This window comes from Streptomyces sp. NPDC038200, assembly GCF_055600785.1.
Genome location: NZ_JBVJYH010000029.1, coordinates 48,240 through 70,062 on the forward strand (window position 1 = coordinate 48,240; position 21,823 = coordinate 70,062).

The window sequence follows — 21,823 nt, forward strand, 5'->3', positions numbered from 1 at the left end:
GCGCGGGCTCTTGGAGAAGCTCCTCGGTCAGCGGAGCGCGTCGACGAGCATGAAGGCGGCGACCGTGAGGAGCACGCAGGCGAAGACCCGTTGAAGGGTCACGCCCTTGAGCCTGCGGGACAGGCGTTTGCCGTCCCAGGCACCCAGGATCGCCGCCGCGGTGAACGGCGCGATGACCGCCCAGTCCAGGTGCGTGCCGGTACCGGCCCGGGCCGCGAGAGCGGCCAGGGAGTTGATCGTGATGACCAGCAGGCTGGTGCCGACCGCCCGGCGCATGGTCAGACCGAGGACGCTCACCAGCGCGGGTACGGCGAGGAAACCGCCGCCGACGCCGAGGAACCCGGTGACCGCGCCGAGTCCGGCGCCGGCCGCTCCGGCCGTGCCGGGGTGCGCCTTGCCGGCCGGTTCGGTTCGCGTGGGCCGCAGCATGCGCAGGGCGGCGACCGCGGCTGTGGCGGCGAAGGCGCCGGTCAGCATGGGTGCGGGGAGGCGGCTGGAGACGGCTCCGGCGATCGTCGCGGGCACGATGCCCGCGGCGGCGAAGAACAGTCCCGTCCGCCAGGCGACGTTGGCGTCCCGGGCGTGGGCGGTCAGTGCCGTGACCGAGGTGAGGGTGACGATGACCAGGCCGGCCGTCGTCGCCTCGGCCGGGGTGAAGCGGAGCAGGTAGATGAGGGCGGGGACGGCGAGGACGCTGCCGCCTCCGCCGAGTCCGCCCAGGGCCAGGCCGATGACGGCACCGGCGACGAGCGCGAGGATCAGCGTGGTCATGCTGTCGAGCCGTTGTTCCCTTGCTGCTCGACGACCGGGTGACCGACGGCGGCCCATGCCCGCATGCCGCCCTTCACGTCGACGGTGTCGGCGCCTCGTGCGGTCGGCAGTCGGGCGGGCTGCCGCGAGCGGTGCCCGCTGCGGCAGATCACCACCGGCGGCGGTGCCGGGGCCACGCCGGGCGCTGCTGCGCCGGCGGCCGGCCGGGACAGCGGCGTGTGGGCGGCGTCGGGCGCGTGCCCGGTCTTCCACTCGGGTGGTTCACGCACGTCCGGCGGAACCGTCACAGCGTCGGGGCCTCGGGTGCGCCGGTGGGCCTCGTTCATGGTGACGCGGTCTGCGCTACGAGGGAAAGGGGACATCACACAACCTCTCGGAGAGTTCTGCCGGTTGCCCGGAGCCGTCGGCTCAGCCGGCGACGACGGTCAGCCCGGCGCCCTCGGCCGCGTCGAAGCCGTCGTCGACGGCCACGACGTCACGGCCGGCGGCGTCCAGCAGGGAGGCGGCGATGGCGGCCCGCATGCCGCCGGCGCAGTGCACCCAGACGGTGCCGGCGGGCACCTCGCCGAGCCGCTTGTGCAGCTGGTGGACGGGGATGTGGACGGAGCCCTCTATGTAGCCGGCGGCTCGCTCGGAGTCGCGCCGTACGTCCAGGACGACGATGTCGTCCATGCGGTGCTCGGCCAGCCCGGTGAAGGTGGAGCGGGTGAAGGAGGCCGGGCTGTCACCCTTGGGCACCCAGTCGCGCGGTGTGCCGGTCGCGGCGGCCGCGGGCCGGTCGATGCCGACCCGGACGAGTTCGCGCTGCGCGGCGGCGAGTTGCCCGGGGGATTCGGCGAGCAGCGTCAGGGGTTTGCCCCACGGGATCATCCAGGCGAGGTAAGTGGCGATCTTGCCGTCGGCCTCGTAGTTGAAGGATCCCGCGACGTGGGCCTCGGCGAACGCGACCCGGCTGCGCAGGTCCACGACCCACTCGCCGGCCGCGAGTCGGGCGGCGATCTGGTCGGCGTCCGCGACGGCAGGAGGGGTCAGGTCCACGGGTGCGGGCCCCGCGGCGTTGAGCGGACCCATGTGCGTGTAGTACGCGGGGACGTCGTCCAGCTCGGCGAGCAGCCGCGCGACGAACGAGTCGGCGTCGGTGGTCAGCGCCGCGTTGGCGGTCCTCTCCCTGCCGATGGTGGTGGCGTCCCCGGCGTTCTGTGCGGAGGAGCAGAAGCTGCCGAAGCCGTGCGTGGGCAGGACGGGCGTTTCGTCCGGCAGCTCGGCCGCCAGGCGATGCGCGGAGGCGTGCTGAGCACGTGCCAGGTGCTCGGTCAGGCGGGGTTCGACCAGGTCCGGCCGGCCCACCGTGCCGATCAGCAGCGACCCGCCGGTGAACGCCGCCACCGGCTGCCCTCGTTCCTGGAGGACGTAGGAGGTGTGGTGCGGGGTGTGGCCGGGGGTGGCGACGGCGCGCAGTTCCAGCTCGCTGTCGATGGGGACGGTGTCGCCGTCGGCCACCGGTACCCGCGTGAACGACACGTGAGCCCCGGCCGGTACCAGGTAGGCGGCACCGGTCACCCGTGCCAGCTCCAGACCGCCGGTGACGTAGTCGTTGTGGATGTGGGTCTCCACCACGTGCGAGATCCGTACGCCGCGACGCGCGGCCACTGCCAGTACCTGGTCGAGGTCGCGCGGTGGGTCCACGGCCACGGCCGTCTGCCTGCCGCCGGCGAGGTAGCTGCGGTTGCCGAGGCCCGCGAGGTCGATGGTTTCGATGAAGAACACGGAGATCTTTCCTTCCCGCCAAATTACCCCCCGGGGTATGCGCAACCCTAGCATCAATACCCCGGGGGGTATTTTGGAAGGGTGGGGGTGCGAAAGACCGGCCCGGGCGGGGGGGGAGCCCGGGCCGGTCGGTCAGAGGCGGCCGGTCAGCATGCCGTGCCAGTACATCTGCGGCAGGAGGTACCGCTTGAAGGCCCACATGTCGCGCCGCTCCTTGAAGGTGTCGAGCAGCGGGAAAGTGGGTGACGGCTCGAGGCCGTAGTCGAATTCGGCGAGGAGCACGCGGTCGCGGGCGGTCACCAGCGGACATGATGTGTAGCCGTCGTAGTGGCTCGCCGGGTTCTCACCGTTCATCACGTCGAGCAGGTTGGCGGCCACCACGGGAGCCTGCTTGCGGACGGCCGCACCGGTCTTGGAGGTCGGCAGGTTGGCCACGTCCCCGAGGGCGAAGACGTCGGCGTATCGCGGGTGCTGCAGCGTGTTCTTGTCCGCGGCGACGAAGCCCCAGGGACTCGCGGGGTCGGCGAGCGGGCTGTCCTTGACCCAGTCGGGCGCGCTCTGCGGAGGCACTGCGTGGAGGAAGTCGTAGGGGACCGTCTCGTCGGTACCGCTCATGTGGTCGGTGAGGACGACTTCACGGCGGTCGCCGTTCACGGCGGTCATCTCCGACCGAAGCCGCACTTCGATGCCGTACCTGTCGGCCACCCGTTCCAGGGTGCGGGCCCATTCGGGCACCTTGAACAGGACGGGGTCGGGTATGACGAGGATGATCCGGATGCGGTCCAGGACCTTCCGCCTGCGCCAGTGGTCGGCGGCCAGGTACGCGATCTTCTGCGGTGCTCCGCCGCACTTCAGCGGTGTGGCCGGATGCGTGAAGACGGCGGTGCCGGAGCGCATGCCCTTGATCAGATCCCAGGTGCGCGGAGCGTGTTCCGGCGCGTAGTTACTGCAGACCGGGCCATGTCCCACCGCTCCGGCGAGGCCGGGCACGGCATCCCAGTCGAGTTGCAGTCCGGGAGCCATGACGAGGTACTCGTAGGCGAGTCGGGCGCCACCGGTGAGCGTGACGGTGCGCGCGTCGGGGTCGACGGCGAGGGCGCGGCGGCGTATCCAGCGCACTCCGTCCGGAATGACGGACGCCTCGGAACGCCGGGTCCTGCGCAGAGGTACCTGACCGCCGCCGACCAGGGTCCACAGGGGCTGGTACCAGTGGCTGTCGGACGGTTCGACGAGGGTGATGTCAGTGACGCCGGCGCGGCGCAGGCGGGCGGCGACGCTGATTCCGGCGCTGCCGCCGCCGATGACGGCGACGCGGTGCGGGCCGGCGATCATGTCGCTGCGTGACGAGGGGCTGTCGACCATGGTCGTACTCCTTCCCGTCGGCCCTGAGGCCATGAGGCAGAGGGTTGTGCCGGTACGCCAGTACGCCGGTACGCCGGTGCCTGCAGTGCTGGTGCGAACCGGCGGCGAGGGCGCGTGGCGAGTGCCGACGCGCGCGGGTGCTTCGCGGCGGGAACACGGCGCGAGTCCCTCCGCCCACCAGCGGTTGCCGTCTCAAATACCCCGGGGGGTTTATCGAGGCGAGGCTACGGGTCCCCAGGAGGCGGGTCAAATACCCCAGCGGGTATTTGCCTGTGGGGCAAATACCGCGTGACGACAGTGGTCAGCGTGATCAGAGTGGCGCCGCCCGCCGGCGCTATCGGAGCGTCCGGTGAAGGTTGTCGGCTTCCCGGCTCGATGAGCGCGGTGGATCGCCGGCGCCGAGGACGCTCGGGGCGTACATCGAGAAGGCCCCCGTCACCCCGTGGCCTGCCGCCCCTGCCAGGAGTTCCTCAGGCAAGTGACAGGAAGAGTCGCTCCAGGCGCGCGCGCATCGCCTCCGTGCTCTCGCCGTTCCCGCGGCCCGACTCGATGTCGCTCACACACTGCTGCAGTCCGGTGGCGATGATCGCGAAACCGGCACGGTCGAGCGCTCGCGAGGCGGCGGCCAGCTGCGTGACGACGTCCTCGCAGTCCCGGCCCTCCTCGATCATCCGGATCACGCCGGAGATCTGGCCCTGCGCCCGCCGCAGCCGGTTCAGCACGGCCTTCAGGGACGCACCCTCAAGCTCCAGTTCCACGATCACTCCTCGCCATACCCCTAGGGGTACTCTACGTCCCGGTCCGGCACAGCGGCGACCCTCGGGCGGGACAGGCCCGTGGCCAAGGGTCCGACGCAGGTCGGCGTTTCTCCCGCCGCATCCGCCGCCGGGACACCGGGCCCCCCGAACCGGCCGAGCGCGGTATCGACCGCCACCAGAAGCAGAAGCACCGCGCCATCGCCATCGCCATCGGAATACGACAAACCGGCGGTCCGCTACGACGCGACCGCCCTCGTCGCTGCCATCGACGGGTGGCCGTGACGGATGCCCGCTTCAGGCGCTGAACACGGCGTTGCGGCGGAGCTGGTCTGCGCACCACCGAAAGTGCCCGTCTCGGTCGTCCAGGCCGAAGAGGTCGTAGGTCGTGAGGGCGTATGCGGCCTGATAGACGGTGAGGGTCACCGGCGCGTACCCGAGCTCGTGGGCGAAGAGCCTGGTGAGTTCCGTGGTGTGCTGCTCGGCGTACGGCCCGTACATGTCCCAGACGGCGGCGGTGACGGCGGCCTCGAAGGCCGGGTCGCCCGCGGTCGTGTAGAAGCCGAAGTCGAGCACCGCGACGGGCCGACCGGCCGCGTCGACGTGGATGTTGGGCGGGACGAGGTCGCCGTGGATCGCCGTCACCGGGGCGGCGGGGAGCGAGCGCAGTGCCCTTTGCGTGCGTGCAACTCCCGCCTCGAAGTCCGTCACATAAGCGGCCAGGGCGGCACCGTGCCGTGCCGCTGCCCGGACGACCAGGGCCGCGAGGGCGTCGCGGAAGCAGTCGTGGTCCCGCCACAGCGGACGGTCGTCACCCTGGACGGTCAACTGGCGCATGGCGTCGGTGCCCGGCACGGAGGCCAGACCACGCAGAACGGCAAGGAGCGCGTCACTGTGACGCGTGGGCAGCTCGCGCTCGAAGGCCGCGTGCGCGGAGTCGACTCGCATCGGGGCTCCGGGCAGCTCACGCTCGTACGTCACCAGGACGCCTTCGTGGTGCTCGACGTCGAAGATCTCCGGGGTGGCGAACGGCAGCGGGGGCCGCGCGATGTCCGCGTACACCTGGCGGGTGAGACCGAAGTCGGCAGGCGGCCGACCGCTCCACACCTTGGCGGCCCGGCCCTCGCCCAGCCCGTAGACGACGCCCTCGACACCAGCGCCGATACGGCGGACACCCGTGTGCCCGCGGTCGGCGAAGTACGCAAGCCATGGGTCGGAGAATGAGGCTTCCGCGTTCGGGTTGGTCTCCATCGGCGTATTAGACCAGTCGAGGTCTCAGGCGCGGCAGGCTCAAGGTTCGCTCAAAACACGCGTACTCCCCGAGCGGCAGTCGCATAGTTCTCCTTAGGCACAAGCACACACGGGGAGAACGTCTATGACCTTGCTGATCCGAGCCGGCACTTTCCTCCGGGACGTTGTTTCCGGCCGCCGTCGACTTGCGAAGTACGGCGACCCCGAAGCACACCGTCTCCCCCGCCACAACCGGGATGCCGGGCTCGCCCGCCACTACGTGCCGCCGCCCCAGTTCCCCACGGCAGGGCCCGGCGGCATGTGATCGGCGAGGCACCAGGAACACCCGACCCTGCCCCGACGACCGGATCGGTCGAGTCCCGGGGCAGGTGATCACCCACGTGCGACCGTCGTCGACCACAGGATGCCGTCCGTGGTCCGGCGGCTTCGCGTGCGGTAATTCGATGGCGCGTACGCAGCAGTGCGCCCACCCTGGTCCCCGTGGCAGAACCCAAGTACCAGATTCGAGCTTTGCACACGGACTCCACGGTCACCGTGTACCAGGCGTATACCCCGGAGATAGGCTTGCCGGCGGCTCGGGAGGGCCGTTTCCCGGCGATGTGGCAGCGGGATCGCATGACATGGATCAAGCCGTCGTTCCTGTGGATGATGTACCGCTGCGGGTGGGGCACCAAAGAAGGACAGGAGACCGTCCTCTCCGTCGAGATCGCCCGTGACGGCTTCGAGTGGGCACTGGAACACGCCTGCCTGTCCCACTACGAGCAGGGGCTCCACACCGACCGCGCCACCTGGAAGCGCCAATTGAAGCGGGCTCCGGCCCGGGTGCAATGGGACCCCGAACGCGATCTGCACCTTCAGCCGCTGGCCCACCGGTCGCTCCAGCTCGGCCTCACCGGCGAAGCCGCGCGCCTCTACGCCGATGAGTGGATCGTCTCCATCACCGACGTCACATCGCTCGCCCACACGATCCACGCGCAGGTACGAGACGGAGACCTGGACGCCGCACGACAACTCCTGCCCCGTGAACGGCCGTATCCCGTGAGCGACGAGGCCCTGGCTCATCTACGCCGGTAGGTGCACGTGACACACCGCCCCACGCACCGCCCGCCGCTCCGTCAGAGGGCCTGCACGTCACCGCGGGTGGAGGAGACGACCGTGTCACGGTGGGCGAAGTCTCCCGGTGGGATGCCGGGATGATGGCCGGGCAGCGGTTCCGGCTCGGTCGCGGCCGGGCCGAGGGTGAGGCGCGAGACGATGCGGTAGCGGTCCCCGCGGTACAGCGAGTGGACGTATTCGACCGGGCAGCCGGAGGTGTCCGAGGTCAGCCGCTCGACCAGCAGAGCGGGGGAGAGTTCGGGCACGTCCAGCACCTCGGCCTCGGCCCGGGTCACCACCGTCGGCTCGATGGTCTGGATCGCTTCGCGGACATGAACGTCGTGGTGCTCGCGGAGGTGCTCGTACAGATCGCCGCTCTCCAACTCCCGCGCGGTGAGGTCGGGCACCAGATCGGCGCGGATGTGGAGGTGCTCGATGGCCATCGGCGAGCCGTCGACGAGCCGTAGCCGCGCCACGTAGACGATCCGGGCGGCGGGAGACAGGCGCAGCTTGCGGCCGACGCGGGCACCGGCCTGAATCGTGGTGAACTCCAGGAGCCGGCTGGACCAGGCGCCCGCCGCGCGCGGCACTTCGAGTCCTTGCTCGGGCGCGATCAGCTCTTGGGTGATCTTTTCCGGGGCAACGAACATGCCGCGTCCGTGTTCGCGAACGATAACGCCCGCCGCGACCAGCTCGTCGACGGCCGCGCGCAGGGTGGGGCGGGAGACACCCAGGTCCGCGCAGAGCGTGCGCTCGGAGGGAATCGGCTCACCAGGGCGCCGCGACTCGATGAGCTGCAGCAGATGATCGCGGACCCGCTCGCGTTTCAGTACCGCTCCCGAGGAGCGGCGGCCGACCGACGCTCCCGCTGTTCCGCCCGCGTCGTTCGCGTCGTTCGCCTTGGTGGCCACTGTCCGCCCCCTTGATCCGTACGACCAGCTACCTGACCAGTTGACCACGAGAGCGCGGAGATCGACAAACTCGCCCGCCAACTCCTCCCTATTGCAGTGGGGTTGACGCGGCCATTGGTCTATGCCAGCTTTCTCACTCACCAGAGGTCACCTGACCAGTTAGCCACTGGTCAGGTCCGGAACTACAGAGGTGAACCGTGAAGTTCCGTTTGCTCGCCGGTGCGTCCGCGCTCGTCGCGGTCGTCGAACTCAGTGCCTGTTCGTCCGGCTCCGGTGACGCGGAGTCCGCCGGCGGCGGGAAGACCGCGATCGACGTGTGGCTGATGCGTGACAGCGTATCGGCGGCCTTCCAGAAGGACTTCGAGAAGGGCTTCGAGGCCGCCCACCCGGACATCGACGTCCGCATCCAGATCCAGGAGTGGGACGGCATCGGCGAGAAGGTCACTGCAGCGCTGGCCAGCAACGACGCGCCGGATGTGATCGAGACGGGCAACACACAGGTCGCCCAGTTCGCGCAGAGCGGCGGCCTGCTGGACCTGAGCGACAAGGTCGACGCCCTCGGCGGGAAGGACTGGCTCAAGGGGCTCGCCGAGCCGGGCTCCTGGGAGGGCCGGCAGTACGGCATTCCGTACTACGCCGCCAACCGCGTCGTGATCTACCGCAAGGACCTCTTCGAGAAGGCCGGCGTCGACGCTGCGGAGATCAAGACCCGCGACCAGTGGATCGCCGCGACGAAGAGGCTCAACAAGGGCCCCCAGCAGGGGATCTACCTGCCCGGCCAGAACTGGTACACCTTCGCGGGCTTCGTCTGGGACGAGGGCGGTGATCTCGCCACCGAGTCGGACGGCACGTGGAAGGGCTCCCTGGACAGCCCGGAGGCGCTGCGCGCCACGGCCTTCTACAAGCGGCTCCAGGCGCTCGGCAAGGGGCCCAAGGACTCCGACGAGGCGCAGCCGCCCCAGGCCGAGGTGATGGCCAAGGGCCGGGTGGCCCAGGTCATCAGCACGCCGGGCGGCGCCAACGTCGTCACCCAGAGCAACCCGGAACTGAAGGGCAAGCTGGGCTTCTTCCCGATCCCCGGCAAGACGGCGGATACCCCGGGCGCTGTCTTCACCGGCGGCTCCGACCTGGTGATCCCCACCGTTTCGCGGCACCACGACGCCGCGCTCACCTTCATCGAGGAGCTCACCGGCGACACGTGGCAGAGGAAGCTCGCCGTCGCCATGAGCTACGTCCCCAACAAGACCACGCTCGCCGGTGCCGTCGCCGGCGACCCGGGCGCCTCCGCGATGGCGGTCGGCGCGGCCGTGGGCCACGCCACGCCGAACACGCCAGGCTGGGCCGCGGTCGAGGCCAAGAACCCCATCAAGGACTACCTGACCGCCGTCCTCACCGGCGGCGACCCCGAGAGCAAGGCCGCCGAAGCGTCCGACGCGATCACCAACGCCATGAAGTCGGGCTCCTGACCGCCCCCTTCACCCCCGGCACCGAGAGGAGTGCGCCGTGACGATCGTCCGCGACCCGGTGGTGTCCCGACCACCATCCCGACCGCCCCGGCGCACACCGGGCAGCACCCACCGCGTCACCATGTCCGGCAGCTGGCCGTACCTGCTCGTGGCACCCGCAGTCCTCGGCATGCTGTACCTGCTCGTCTACCCACTCGCGCGGGCCGTCCTGATCTCCTTCCAGGACTTCGGACTGCGCCAACTCATCCTCGGCGACGCCCACTTCACCGGATTCGACAACTACACGACCCTGCTCTCCGATCCGCGCTTCTGGGCCGTGGTGCACCGCACGTTCCTGTTCATGGCCGTCAACGTCGCCCTGATCATGGGACTGTCGACGCTCGTCGCGCTGATGGTGGAGCGGCTCGGGCAGGCCTGGCGAACCGCGGTGCTCAGCGCGCTCGTGCTGACCTGGGCCATGCCCGTGGTCGCGGCGACCACCGTGTTCCAGTGGCTGTTCCACTCGCAGTTCGGGATCGTCAACCACACCCTGACCGGTCTGGGCTTCTCCTCCTTCGAGGGCTATCCGTGGCTGGCGCACGGCCCCGCGGCGTTCGCGATCCTGGTGACGCTCGTGGTGTGGCAGTCGGTGCCGTTCGCCGCGATCACCCTGTACTCGGCGCTCACCACCGTGCCGGCCGATCTGTACGAGGCCGCACGCCTGGACGGAGCGTCCGGCTTCCGGATCTTCCGTTCGGTCACCCTGCCGATCGTGCGGCCCCTCTTCATGCTGGTGCTCTCGCTCGAAGTGATCTGGACGTTCAAGGCGTTCGTCCAGATCTGGGTGATGACACGGGGAGGCCCGGGGGACGCGACGACGATCCTGCCCGTGTACGCCGTGCAGACGGCTCTGTCCGGACAGCGCTACGACCTGGGTGCGGCGGCGTCGATGGTGACGGTGCTGCTGATGTCCGGGGTGCTGGTCGCGTACTTCCGGCAGATGTTCCGACAGGAGAACGAGCGGTGACCACTCCGCGTGCCCTGCGCCGCCTCCCCCTCCACCTCGCCGCGACGGTGACCGTGGCCGTCTGTCTCTTCCCCGTGTACTGGATGGTCACGACCGCCTTCAAACCGAACCGGGACATCCAGTCGGACCACCCGCAACTGCTGCCGCGGAGCTGGACGTTCGACCACTTCCGACGGGCCGTCGACGCCGACGGCTTCGGCCTCTTCTGGCGCAACAGCGTGCTCGTCACACTCGGCGCGGTGCTTCTCGCACTCGTGGTCGCGCTCGGCGCGTCGTACGCCGTGGCCCGGATGCGCTGGCGCGGCCGGCGGCAGTTCATGCTCCTGGTGTTCATCGCCCAGATGGCGCCCTGGGAATCACTGGTCATCCCCGTCTACATCATCTCCCGGGACACCGGAATGCTGGACCGGCTGCCGACGCTGACGCTGATCTACTTCATGATGACGCTGCCGTTCACGATCGTCGTGCTGCGCGGTTTCATCGCCACGATCCCGGCGGAACTGGAGGAGTCGGCGCAGGTCGACGGCTGTACGCGGCTCGGCGCGTTCCGACACGTGGCGTTCCCGCTCCTCGCGCCGGGGCTGATGGCCACGTCGCTGTTCGGCTACATCACGGCGTGGAACGAGTTCGCGTACGCCAACTTCCTGATCATCAAGCAGCAGGACCACCGGACGCTGCCGGTGTGGCTGTCCTCGTTCCAGAACACGTTCGGCACCGACTGGGGCGCCACGATGGCCGCCTCCACCCTGTTCGCACTGCCCGCCCTGGTGATCTTCCTGCTGCTGCAGCGGCACGTCACGTCCGGCTTCGCGTCCGGCGCCGTCAAGGGCTGACCTTCCCCGCTCCCCCGTCCGCAGGCCCCGCCCCCCGTCCGGAGGTCCGCAGTGCCCGCACCGCGCCCTGCCCTCGTCCCCCTGCCCACCCGTCTCGCCTTCCGCCCCGGCCACTTCACCCTGGACGCCACCACCACGCTCCGCGTCCCCCACGACGCGGCACCCGCCGCCGCGCTGCTCCGCACCCTCCTCGCCCCGGCCACCGGCCTGCCGCTGTACGCCTCCCCGGACGGGCCGTTCGTGTTCGCGCTCGATCCGCGACTGGGTGGTCTGGGCGAAGAGGGGTACGGCCTCACGGTCTCTCCCGACGCGATACTTCTGCGCGCCGCCCATCCCACCGGGCTGCTGCGAGGCGTCCAGACCGTGCGCCAGCTCCTTCCTCCCGAAGCTCTCGCGCCCGAGCCGCGGCCTAGCGTGGCCTGGCGGCTGCCCTGCGTGGAGATCACCGACGTGCCCCGTCACGCCTGGCGCGGGTTCCTCCTCGATGTCGCGCGGCACTTCCAGCCGATGACACTGGTGCGCCGGTACGTCGACCTGATGGCGCTGCACAAGCTGAACGTGCTGCAACTCCATCTCACCGACGACCAGGGCTGGCGGATGCCGATCGCGGCATATCCCCGGCTCACCGAGGTCGGCGGACGGCGCGCCGAGTCCATGGTGGGCCCCGCCGGCAGCCGTGTCTTCGACGGTGTCCCCCACGAAGGCGCCTATACCCGGGACGAGGTGACCGGGCTGGTGGCGTATGCCGCCGCGCGCGGGATCACCGTCGTCCCGGAGATCGACATGCCCGGACACATGCGGGCCGCCCTTGCCGCCTATCCCGAGTTCGGGAACTTCCCCGAGCGCCCGCTCGACGTGTGGACCCACTGGGGGGTGTGCGAGACCATCCTCGGTGTCCACGAACCGACGTTCCGCTTCGTGCGCACGGTCCTCGACGAGGTCCTCGACGTCTTTCCATCGCCGCATGTGCACATCGGCGGCGACGAGTGCCCCACCACGGAATGGGCGGCGAGCCCGGCGGCCCGCGCCCGAGCCGCCGCCGAGGGGCTGGCGGACACGGCTGCCCTGCACGGCTGGTTCCTCGGCCGGGTCGGCGACCATCTGATCGAACGCGGACGGATCCCGACCGCGTGGGCGGAGACCGGCGAGGGCCTGCCGCCACAGTTCACCCTGATGACCTGGCGGGACCCCGAGCACACCAGGATCGCGCTGAAGCGCGGGCACGACGTGATCAGCGCACAGCACCAGGCGACCTACCTGGACTACGCGCAGTCCGCGCGCCCCGAGGAACCTCAGGGACAGCCGGGCGACGTCGTCGACCTGCGCGCGGTTCACGCCCACACGCCCCCGGACGACACCGGCATGCCCGGGCGGGTCCTTGGCGTACAGGCGCAGGTGTGGACCGAGTTCGCCCCAGGCGCCGACCACATCGACTATCTGACCTTTCCCCGGTTATGCGCGCTTGCCGACCGGGCCTGGCACGGCAGCCCGTCGTGGCCCGGCTTCCGCGGCCGGATCGTCACGCACGTCGCTCGGCTCGCCGCACTCAGGGTGCGGTACGGGCCGCTCGATCCGCACGGCCCCATCCCCCAGCGTTCCGGAGAGGACCCGTCATGAGAAGGAACTCCCGCCCCAAGGCCCGTACCCGATCGATCAGTTGCGCCATCGTCGCCACGCTCGGCTGCGCGGGACTGCTGGCGCTCCCGCCGGCGGCGTCGGCCGCCGAGAGCGGTCTGTCGGTGCAGTACCACACCGGCTCCACCGGCAGTGACCAGGCCGAACCGTGGCTGAAGGTAAAGAACACCGGGTCGTCCTCGGTGGCTCTCAGCGGCGTGAAGCTCCGCTACTACTTCAAGGCGGACTCCGCGAGCGCAGCCTACCGATTCGCCTGCTCATGGGCGACGCGTGGCTGTGCCAACGTCACCGGCACGTTCGGCACGCTCGCCCACCCGACCGCGACCGCCGACCGCTACCTGGAGATCGGCTTCACCTCCGGCGCCGGATCCCTCGCCGCCAACGCCGACAGCGGTGACCTCCAGCTGCGCTTCTACCGCTCCGACTGGCAGCCCCTGAACCAGACCGACGACTACTCCTTCGGCGCCGCGCAGACCTCCTACGCGAACTGGACCAAAGTCACCGCCCAACTGGACGGGAGGACGGTGTTCGGCACCGCCCCCGAGGGCAACGACCCGACCGATCCGACGGACCCCACCGACCCCACCGACCCGCCCGGCGACGGGGCCACCCTCTTCGACGACTTCAGCTACACGAAGTACGACGACCCGGCGATCTCCGCCCACGGCTGGAACGTGCGCTCCAACTCCGGCGGACCCGGCGTGCCCGGCGCCACCTGGGCGCCGCAGAACGTGACGTTCTCCTCCTCCGGCGGCAACACCGTCATGAACCTGGAGACGTCGACCTCCGGGACCGGCGAGAGCACCAAGCAGACCGAAGTGCTCACCAAGGCCATGAAGTTCAAGAACGGGACCTACGCGGCGCGCGTCAAGTTCGCGGACGCGCCCAGGAGCGGCCCGGACGGCGACCACCTGGTGCAGACGTTCTTCACCATCAACGACCTCAAGGCGCCGATGGCGGACGACTACGCCGAGTACGACTTCGAGTACCTCCCCAACGGAGGCTGGGGCGAGTCCTCGAACATCCTCTACACGACGTCCTGGGAGACCTACAACCCGGACCCGTGGCAGGCGGTCAACCAGCACACCGAGGGCCGGCAGAGCTACGGCGGCTGGCACGACCTCGTCCTCACCATCGACAACAGCACCATCCGCTACTACATCGACGGGCAGCTCTTCGGCACCCACGACGCGCAGTACCTTCCCGAGCGGCCCATGTCGATCAACTTCAACCAGTGGCTGATCGACCTGGCCGGCAACACGAGCACCAGCCCCCGCGCCTACGACCAGCAGGTCGACTACGTCCTGCACGTCAAGGACCAGGTGCTCACCCCCGCGCAGGTGGCTGCCAAGGTCGCCGCCTACCGCGGCGCGGGCACCGCCTTCGAGGACACGGTGCCCGCGACGTGATGTGAGGGCCGGCCCCGAACCGCCCGGGTACCCGCACGCCGCCGCCGTCGTGCGGGTACGCCGGTGCAGACTCGGGGCCCTCGGGCCGCCGCGTCAGGAGACGGACGACGAAAGGCAGCAGAGCATCGGGGTCACCAGCGGGGGAAGGTACATCGCGGTGACGGGCAGGCTCCCTTGGAGCAGGACGGTCTTGACATGCCACACGGGGTTCCAGCCGGGATCCTCCGTTCATAGGAGGAGTTCGGGGCGCTACGATCACGGGTGTGACCGCTCCGGAACCGACCATCCTCGCCACGTCCGGAGGGCACCGTGTCGGTACGCGCACCCGGCTGCTCTTCGACGCCCTGGTCCACCACGCGGTCGACCTCTCCGGCGTCCACGGCAGGCGTCCCCGCATCCTGTACGTCGGCACGGCGACCGGTGACGCCGAGCACGTGACGGCGCGGGTGGCGGAGGCGGCCCGGGTGGCGGGCTTCGACCTCACTCCCCTGCAGTTGTTCCCCATGCCGAACGTCGAGGACGTCGAGGGCACGGTCCTCGCCCATGACGTGGTCTGGGTGATGGGCGGTTCGGTGGCCAACCTGCTCGCCGTGTGGCGGGTGCACGGCCTGGACGTGATCATGCGGCGCGCGTGGCGGGCGGGCGTGGTGCTCGCCGGGGTCAGCGCGGGTTCCATCTGCTGGTTCGAGGGCGGCGCGACCGACTCCTTCGGCCCCGGGCTGCGCCCGGTCACCGACGGGCTGGGCCTGCTGCCGTACGGCAACGGCGTGCACTACGACTCCGACGCGGGCCGGCGTCCGCTGATCCACCGGCTGGTCGCCGAGGGTGCCTTCCGGACCGCCCACTGCATCGACGACGGGGTGGGCCTGGTCTACCGGGGCACCGAACTGGTCGAGGCCGTGGCGGAACTGCCGGGCAAGGGAGCCTACGTGGTCGGCCGCGCGGGCGCCGGGGCGGTGGAGGAACGGATCGAACCGCGGCTGCTGCCTGCACCCCGGTTCTGAGCAACTCCTGGCACCGTCGGGGGACACGCGCGGCCTGCCGTTTCCCTCGGTGCGGGGCGTTCACGCGGCGGCCGCGCCCCACCGGTGGGGCGGGCGCGCAGGAATATGGGGGTCACTTCCCCATGTGGGGGTCGCGGAGGTCTGACACCTTCTTCCTCGTGACTGAGACCGCCAAGCTCCCGGCTCCCCGGATCGCCAGCCTCCCGACTCCGCTCAGCGCCCGCCTGCCGCTCACCTGGTGGGCCCCGGCACTGACCCTCGCGGAGCGGCTCGCCGCGCCCGGACTCCCGGCGGCGTCCGCCGGTCCCGCCGCCGGGCGCGCTCCATGGGACCTCGGGGACGGCGAGGGCTTCGCCCTGCGGCTGGCCCACCTGGGGGTGGACGGGGCGACCGCGGCGGCCCTCGCCTCGGAAACCGCCGAGCGCCTCGCCGCCCGCGCGGCCAAGCCCCGCTGGGCCGACTACGCCGAGGCGGCACTGGCCGCCGCCCCCGAGAGCCTGGACGAGCCGACCGCGGACGGCGTGGGTCCCGGGGTCTTCGCCGCCGTCGTGCGGCCGCTCGTCATCCCGGCCGCAGAGCGGCTCGCCCGCCGCACGGCGGACGTTCCCACGGCCGAACGGGTCGTGTGGCGGGACGCGTTCGAACGGCGGCTGACCGAGCAGCTGACCCGGCAGGCCGCCCGGACCCTGGTCCACGAGCTGTCCCAGGCCCGGCGCGCCCGGCGGCTCGCCGGAGAGGGCCCGCGTGAGCGGTTCGCCTGGTTCGTCGCCGCCACCGGCAGCCGGCGCGGCCTGTCCGCCCTCTTCGCGGCCTACCCGGTGCTGGCCCGGATGCTCGCGCAGACCGCGCTGGACGCGGCGGACGCCGCGGCGGAGCTGGTGACGCGGTTCCAGGCCGACCGGGAGCACCTGGTCGCCGGGCTCCTCGACGGGCACGGGCCCGGTGCGCTCGCCGGGGTGGACCTCGGTCTGGGCGACGCCCACCAGGGCAACCGGGCGGTCGCGATCCTGCGTTTCGCCGGCGGCGACCGGCTTGTGTACAAGCCCCGGCCGCTCGAGCAGCACGCCCTGCTGGACGACCTGGCGGACTGGCTCGGCGCCAAGGTGCCCGGCCTGGCGCTGCGCACGCCGCGCAGTGTGCGCCGGCCGGGGTACGGCTGGCTGGAGTTCGTGGAGCACCGCTGGTGCCGGTCGGTCACCGAGGCCGACGCCTTCTACCGGCACCAGGGGGCGCTGCTGGCCCTGCTGTACGCGGTGGACGGCGCCGACATGCACTACGAGAACGTCATCGCCTGTGGCGACCAGCCGGTCCTGGTGGACGCGGAGACCCTGCTGCACACCGGACTTCCGCAGGCCATGACGGCCGGCGCCGATCCGGCCGCGGACGCCCTGCACGCCTCCGTGCACCGCACCTGTCTGCTGCCCCACCTGCTGATCGGCGAGGCAGGCGCGCTGGACATCTCCGCGCTGGGCCGGAACGCCGAGGGCACCTTCCCCAGCGAGGGCCTGCACTGGGAGGACAGCGGCACGGACACGATGCGGGCCGTGCGGGGGCCGGTGCTCAGCCCGGCCGCGCAGAACCAGCCGCTGCCCGCGGGGGTGCCCCTGGAAGGGGCCGACCACCGGGCGGCCCTGCTGGAGGGATTCCGCACGGGCTACGCGGCGCTGGCCGCGCACGGTCGTGAACTGCTCGCCCCGGGCGGGCCACTGGCGGAGCACGCGGACAGCTCCGCGCGGCTCATCGCGCGTTCCACCCGCCTGTACGCCACGCTGCTGGAGGAGTCCGCCCACCCTTCACTGCTCGGCGACGCCCTCGCTCGGGAGGGCGTGTTCGCGGTGCTGTGGACCGAGTCCGAGCACGACGAGGCGCGCCGGCGCCTGGTCGAGCACGAGACCGCGGAGCTGTGGCGCGGTGACGTCCCCCTGTTCGTGCATCGGCCGTCCGGTACAGGGGTCCGGACGGCCGATGGCACCTGGTTGCCGGACGTACTGCCCGTGGCCGCCCTGGCCGCGGTGGGTGAGAAGCTGGCCCGGATGGACGAGGTCGACTGCCACGACCAGGAGTGGATCATCTCGGCCACGCTGGCGGCGCGTGGCAACGGCTCGCCCCTGGCGCGGCGTTCCGAACTCGCCCCCGCCCCGCTCCCGGCGGTCGTGCCGGACACCTCGCGGCTGCTGGCCGCCGCGTGCGGCATCGCCGACGAGATCGCCGCACGCGCGACACGCGGCGGCGGCCGGACCAACTGGCTGGGCCTGGAGCAGGTGTCGGGTCCGCACTGGGCCGTGCTGCCGATGGGTGCCGGGCTGGGGCAGGGGTACTGCGGGGTGGCGCTGTTCCTGGCCCAGGTGGACGCGCTGACCGGGGCCGGGCGCTATGCCGCGCTGGCCCGGGAGGCGGTCCGGCCGCTGCCCGCCCTGATGAAGGCGCTGGCCGCCGATCCGGAACTGAGCGCGGCGGCCGGCCCCGGCGCCTACGCCGGGCTCGCCGGCATCGTCCACGCGCTCGTCAGGCTGCCGGCACTGCTCGGCGAGGAGGTGACGGGCTGTCTGCCGGACGCGCTCACCGCGCTCGGGCACGCCGTCGCCGCCTGCTCCGACCCGGGGCTGGCCGGTGGCGCGGCCGGGGCGCTGACCGCTGCCGTCGCCGCGCACGAGGCGACCGGGGTCCCTGAGGCCCTGCGGCTGGCCGACGCGGTGGCGGACCTGTTGCTGGCGACGGTGCGCGGACCGGACCGGCCGGGCCCGCCCGCGGGCGTCGCGGGCGCTGCGGGCGTCTCGGGCGTTGCGGGTGTTGCGGGTGTTGCGGGTGTCGGCGGCGAACCCGGGTTCGCGGACGGCGCGGCCGGTATCGGCTGGGCCCTGCGGCGCTACGCCGGCTGTCGCCCGGAGCGCGGCGCCGCGCACGCGGGCGTCGCCGACGTCCTGCTGCGTGCCGCGGTCCGCACGGCACGGACCGCGCCCGCGGACCTCTCCTGGGTCTCCGGGCTCGCCGGCGTGGCCGCCGCCGCGCCCCTGGACGCCGCCGGCGCGCTGACGCCCTTCCTGGCCGACGCCGAGGTGCGCCCCGACCTGAGTCTCGGACAGGGCACGCTCGGCACGCTGGAGGCGCTGGCCCTGCTCGCCGGGCGGGGCGACACGGTGGCCGCCGGGGCGCTGTCCCGAGCTTCCGGACAGGTGCTCGCGCTCGTCGAGGCGCAGAGCCACCGTTGCGCCACTCCCGACCACGTCCCCTCCCCCGGGCTGCTGACGGGACTGTCCGGCATCGGCTACGGTCTCCTCCGGCTCGCCCGCCCCGAAACCGTGCCGTCCCTGCTGCTCCCGGAAGAGCCCGGTCACTGACCGATCACGTGCCCGCTCCCTCGTACCACGCTCGCGGGCCCCGACGGGGCCCGTGCACGGGCCGCCATGGTGCTCACCAGCGGCGTCGTCACCACGCGCAGCACGCTCGGCCCCTCCCTCCCGCCGACACGGTGGCACCGGCCCGGTCCTCGCGGACGTGCCGGCGAGGGCCTGCGCACGGCGGCCGCGGCGGTGGGGGAGCCGGCCCCCGGCCGCGCGACCTGCCGCGGGCCGCGATGTCCGATTACTATTTGCGCTCATGCGTTCCCATACGCCTTCTCTGTTCGGGCGGGACTCCCAAATGGCCCTGCTCGAACGTGCCCTGGCCGACGCGCGCCAGGGTCGCGGCGGTGTCGTGTTCCTGGTGGGAGAGGCGGGGGTCGGCAAGTCGCGGGTCGCCGCGGAGGCCGTCGGCGGGGCCCTGGGCGCCGGAATGCGGGTGCTGCGGGGCCGCAGCAGCACGACGGGACCGGCCGCGCCGTTCCGGCCGCTCACCGAAGCCCTGATGTCGCTGTTCCGCGGTGGCGAACCCATGGACGACCTGGCGCTCGGCCCTTACCGGCCGGTCCTCGGGCGGCTGATCCCGGACTGGGACACCGGGGAACGGGACAGCAGTTCCACGGTGATCCTGGGCGAGGCCGTGCTGCGCCTGCTCATCGCCGCCGGGCGCGGGCAGGGCCAGTTGCTGCTGCTGGAGGACCTGCACGACGCCGACCCGGAAACGCTCGGCGTTCTCGAATACCTGGTGGACAACCTGGAGTACTCGCCCGTCCTGCTGCTCGCCACGGTGCGGACGGATTTCAGCGACGCCCTCGACCTCGCGCAGTCCGCCCGCCGGCGCGGCGCCGCCACCCTGGTGGAACTGCCGCCGCTGACCCGGCCCCAGGCGCACGAGATGATCGCGGCACAACTCGGCGCCGACAGCCCGGAGCAGGTGCCCGCGGCGGTGCTGGAGCGGCTGTGGGAGGACAGTTCGGGAAGCCCGTACCTGGTCGAGGAATTACTCCAGTCGATGATCGGGTCCGGCACCCTGGTGCAGGGGCCGGAGGGCTGGCAGGCCGTCGGCGACCTGCGCAGCGACGTCTCCTCGTCGCTGGCGCGTGGCATTCTGCGGCGCATCGACCGACTCGGCGCACAGGGCCTGACCCTGCTGTCGGCCGCCGCCGTGCTCGGACGGCGCTTCCCGCTCACAGTTCTGCAGCGCATGACCGGAGTCGACGACCGGGCCCTGCTCAGCCATCTGCACGCCGGGGTGGCCGCGCGGCTGGTGGTTCCCGACGAACCCGCGCCGGACTGGTACTCCTTCCGTCACTCGCTCACCGTGGAGGCCCTGTTCACGCAGATGACCCCGGGCCTGCGCGCGGACCTGGCCCGGCGGGGCGCGGAGGCCGTCGAGGAGCTGCACCCGGACCTGGCCGGTGACTGGTGCCCGCTCGCGGCCGGGCTGCGCAGCACGGCGGGCGACAAGGTGGACGCCGGCCTGCTGTTCGCGGACGCGGGCGGGCGGGCGCTGGCGGCCGGGGCGCTCGGCTCCGCCGTCACCCTGCTGAGCCGGTCCGAGAGCCTGCTGGCCGACGCGGGCGATCCGCAAGCGCGGGCCATGGTGCTGGAGAACCTGCTGCCGGCCCTCGCGGAGGCCGGTGACTTCGCCCGCGCCCTCGACCTGGCCGAGGACCTGCACGCGCTGGACGGCTCGGGGTTGAGCCCCGTCCGCCTGGCCACGCTGCACACCCGGCTGGCCAAGGTCGCCCACACGGCGGGCCGGTGGAGCGACGGCAACCGGCAGATAGCCCGCGCCCGTGAGGTGCTGGCCGCGGCTCCGGACGAGTCGGCCGCCGCGGCCGTCGACGTCACGGCCGCCTACCTGGCCCTCGACACGCCGGGGCCCGACCGCACCCAGCACGCGGAGAAACTGGCCCGGTCCGCCGCCGACACCGCCGAACGGCACGGTCTGCCCGTCGTCGCCTGCCAGGCCTGGGAACTCCTCGCGACGGTGGCCCGCGAGCGGGACCCCGAGGAGTCGGCGGCGATGCTCGGGCAGGCACTGGCCACGGCGGAGCGCCACCGTCTCCCGCTGCAACGCATGTACGCCGCCACCCGGCTCGGCGGCAACGCGTGGCTGGAGGACGGCGACACCACGGGCCTGCTGGCTGCCCGCGAGGAGGCGCTGCGGCTCGGCTCGGTGAACATCGTCCACACCGTGGACGGCATCCTCGTCCTGGACGCGGTGCTGAGCGGTCGCTACGACGCCGCCCGGTCGGCCGCCGACGAGTGCATGGCCGTCGTACGACGGCTGCGTCTCGCGCCCGTCGTGCGGTACGTCCTGATGGCCCAGGCCGTCCTGGCGGCCCACCACGCCGATCGGGCGGCGATGGAGCGGTCGCTGGCGGCTTTCGCCGAGTGGGACGGTGCCGGTTCGCAGGAGGAAGCGCTCGGCCGCGGTCTGGCCCGGGCCTTCTGCGCTCTGCTGGAGGAGGACCGCGGCCTCGCCCGGGAGGAGCTGCGGCAGGTGCTGGCTCTGGAGGCGGGCAACCCCTCCACCTACCATCTCGGCGGCACCCACGGCCTGGTCCTGCTGCTGGACGTGCTCGCCGGGGACGCGGACCGGGCCCGGCTCGAGGAGATCACCGCCACCGCCGTCGCCCGGATGCGCTGGAACCGTCAGTTCGTGCTGCTCACCGAGGCCGTCCTGCTGGGCCGCGAGAACGCCGCTGAGCGGGCGGCGGCCACGATGGAGGCCGCGCTGGCGGTGGCCGAGCCGTACCCGCTGGCCCAGCATCTCGGGCTGCGGCTGATCGCGGACGCGGCGCACCAGGACGGCTGGGGTGATCCGGTGGGCTGGCTGCGGCGGGCGGAGCACTACTTCCACGAGCGGGACGTCCAGGCCGTCACGGGCGCCTGCCGGGCCGGGCTGCGCCGGCTCGGCGCCTCCGTGCACCAGCACCGCACCGGCACCAGCGGTATTCCCGACCGGCTGCGCGCCCAAGGCGTCACGGTGCGGGAGTTCGAGGTGTTCCGGTTGCTGGCGGAGCGACTGAGCAACAAGGACATCGCCGATCGGCTGTTCATCTCACCGCGCACGGCGGAGAAGCACATCGCGAGCCTGGTCACGAAGACGGGGGCGGTGAACCGCGCGGACCTGTGCGCCCGGTCGGCCGCCCTGCGGGACGCCTAGGGTCTTTCGTTCGGATCAGGCCGGATCAGGGAGCGGGGTCTGGTG

At 71.9% G+C, this 21,823-nt stretch carries 16 protein-coding genes; 9 read left to right on the forward strand and 7 right to left on the reverse strand.

The features are described 5' to 3' along the window. Window positions 1-27: 27 nt before the first annotated feature. The 6 genes from ACZ7KF_RS37980 to ACZ7KF_RS38005 form a co-directional block, all read right to left on the reverse strand. Window positions 28-771 carry a sulfite exporter TauE/SafE family protein gene (locus ACZ7KF_RS37980; RefSeq protein ID WP_471086010.1) on the reverse strand — a complete coding sequence of 248 codons (744 nt, stop codon included), beginning with the start codon at window positions 769-771 and terminating at the stop codon, window positions 28-30. Beyond that, on the reverse strand, window positions 768-1,040 hold the full coding sequence (locus ACZ7KF_RS37985) for a rhodanese-like domain-containing protein (protein ID WP_471086014.1): 273 nt from the start codon (window positions 1,038-1,040) through the stop codon (window positions 768-770). Before ACZ7KF_RS37985 ends, ACZ7KF_RS37980 begins: the two co-directional genes overlap by 4 nt. A 139-nt stretch (window positions 1,041-1,179) precedes the next feature. Then, the gene (locus ACZ7KF_RS37990; RefSeq protein WP_471086017.1) at window positions 1,180-2,538 is read right to left on the reverse strand and encodes an MBL fold metallo-hydrolase; all 1,359 of its coding nucleotides are present in this window, start codon (window positions 2,536-2,538) and stop codon (window positions 1,180-1,182) included. 132 nt (window positions 2,539-2,670) lie between these two features. Beyond that, window positions 2,671-3,900: an NAD(P)/FAD-dependent oxidoreductase gene (locus tag ACZ7KF_RS37995; protein ID WP_471086021.1), complete on the reverse strand. Its 1,230-nt coding sequence runs from the start codon at window positions 3,898-3,900 to the stop codon at window positions 2,671-2,673. A 470-nt stretch (window positions 3,901-4,370) separates the two neighbouring features. Further along, window positions 4,371-4,658: a metal-sensitive transcriptional regulator gene (locus ACZ7KF_RS38000; protein ID WP_471086023.1), complete on the reverse strand. Its 288-nt coding sequence runs from the start codon at window positions 4,656-4,658 to the stop codon at window positions 4,371-4,373. A gap of 294 nt (window positions 4,659-4,952) precedes the next feature. Beyond that, complete coding sequence (locus tag ACZ7KF_RS38005) at window positions 4,953-5,906, reverse strand: phosphotransferase family protein (protein WP_471086026.1); 954 nt, start codon at window positions 5,904-5,906, stop codon at window positions 4,953-4,955. Between the two features lie 480 nt (window positions 5,907-6,386). Here ACZ7KF_RS38005 and ACZ7KF_RS38010 point away from each other — a divergent pair, with 480 nt between their 5' ends. Continuing rightward, a complete protein-coding gene (locus ACZ7KF_RS38010) occupies window positions 6,387-6,980 on the forward strand; it encodes a DUF4291 domain-containing protein (protein WP_471086029.1) in 594 nt (197 codons plus the stop codon). Window positions 6,981-7,021: 41 nt separating this feature from the next. Here ACZ7KF_RS38010 and ACZ7KF_RS38015 read toward each other — a convergent pair whose 3' ends face one another. Then, window positions 7,022-7,831, reverse strand: coding sequence for a GntR family transcriptional regulator (locus ACZ7KF_RS38015; RefSeq protein ID WP_471086090.1), 810 nt, complete (start codon window positions 7,829-7,831; stop codon window positions 7,022-7,024). A 278-nt stretch (window positions 7,832-8,109) separates the two neighbouring features. On the opposite strand from ACZ7KF_RS38015, the gene ACZ7KF_RS38020 reads away from it, so the two are divergent. The 8 genes from ACZ7KF_RS38020 (at window position 8,110) to ACZ7KF_RS38055 (ending at window position 21,778) form a co-directional block, all read left to right on the forward strand. Continuing rightward, window positions 8,110-9,378 (forward strand): extracellular solute-binding protein, encoded by a 1,269-nt coding sequence (locus ACZ7KF_RS38020; protein ID WP_471086032.1) that lies wholly within the window; start codon window positions 8,110-8,112, stop codon window positions 9,376-9,378. A 37-nt stretch (window positions 9,379-9,415) separates the two neighbouring features. Beyond that, a complete protein-coding gene (locus ACZ7KF_RS38025) occupies window positions 9,416-10,384 on the forward strand; it encodes a carbohydrate ABC transporter permease (RefSeq protein WP_471086035.1) in 969 nt (322 codons plus the stop codon). Next, a complete protein-coding gene (locus tag ACZ7KF_RS38030) occupies window positions 10,381-11,217 on the forward strand; it encodes a carbohydrate ABC transporter permease (protein WP_471086038.1) in 837 nt (278 codons plus the stop codon). The genes ACZ7KF_RS38025 and ACZ7KF_RS38030 overlap by 4 nt, the downstream gene beginning before the upstream one ends. A gap of 51 nt (window positions 11,218-11,268) precedes the next feature. Further along, window positions 11,269-12,834, forward strand: a complete 1,566-nt coding sequence (locus ACZ7KF_RS38035; protein WP_471086041.1) for a beta-N-acetylhexosaminidase — start codon at window positions 11,269-11,271, stop codon at window positions 12,832-12,834. Then, entirely contained in the window at window positions 12,831-14,261 is a 1,431-nt protein-coding gene (locus ACZ7KF_RS38040; RefSeq protein WP_471086044.1) for a cellulose binding domain-containing protein, read from the forward strand. The genes ACZ7KF_RS38035 and ACZ7KF_RS38040 overlap by 4 nt, the downstream gene beginning before the upstream one ends. Before the next feature lie 263 nt (window positions 14,262-14,524). Next, window positions 14,525-15,265 (forward strand): Type 1 glutamine amidotransferase-like domain-containing protein, encoded by a 741-nt coding sequence (locus ACZ7KF_RS38045; RefSeq protein ID WP_471086047.1) that lies wholly within the window; start codon window positions 14,525-14,527, stop codon window positions 15,263-15,265. Between the two features lie 158 nt (window positions 15,266-15,423). Next, window positions 15,424-18,603, forward strand: a complete 3,180-nt coding sequence (locus tag ACZ7KF_RS38050; RefSeq protein WP_471086050.1) for a type 2 lanthipeptide synthetase LanM family protein — start codon at window positions 15,424-15,426, stop codon at window positions 18,601-18,603. 259 nt (window positions 18,604-18,862) lie between these two features. Next, window positions 18,863-21,778, forward strand: a complete 2,916-nt coding sequence (locus ACZ7KF_RS38055) for a helix-turn-helix transcriptional regulator (protein ID WP_471086053.1) — start codon at window positions 18,863-18,865, stop codon at window positions 21,776-21,778. The last annotated feature ends 45 nt before the right edge of the window (window positions 21,779-21,823 follow it).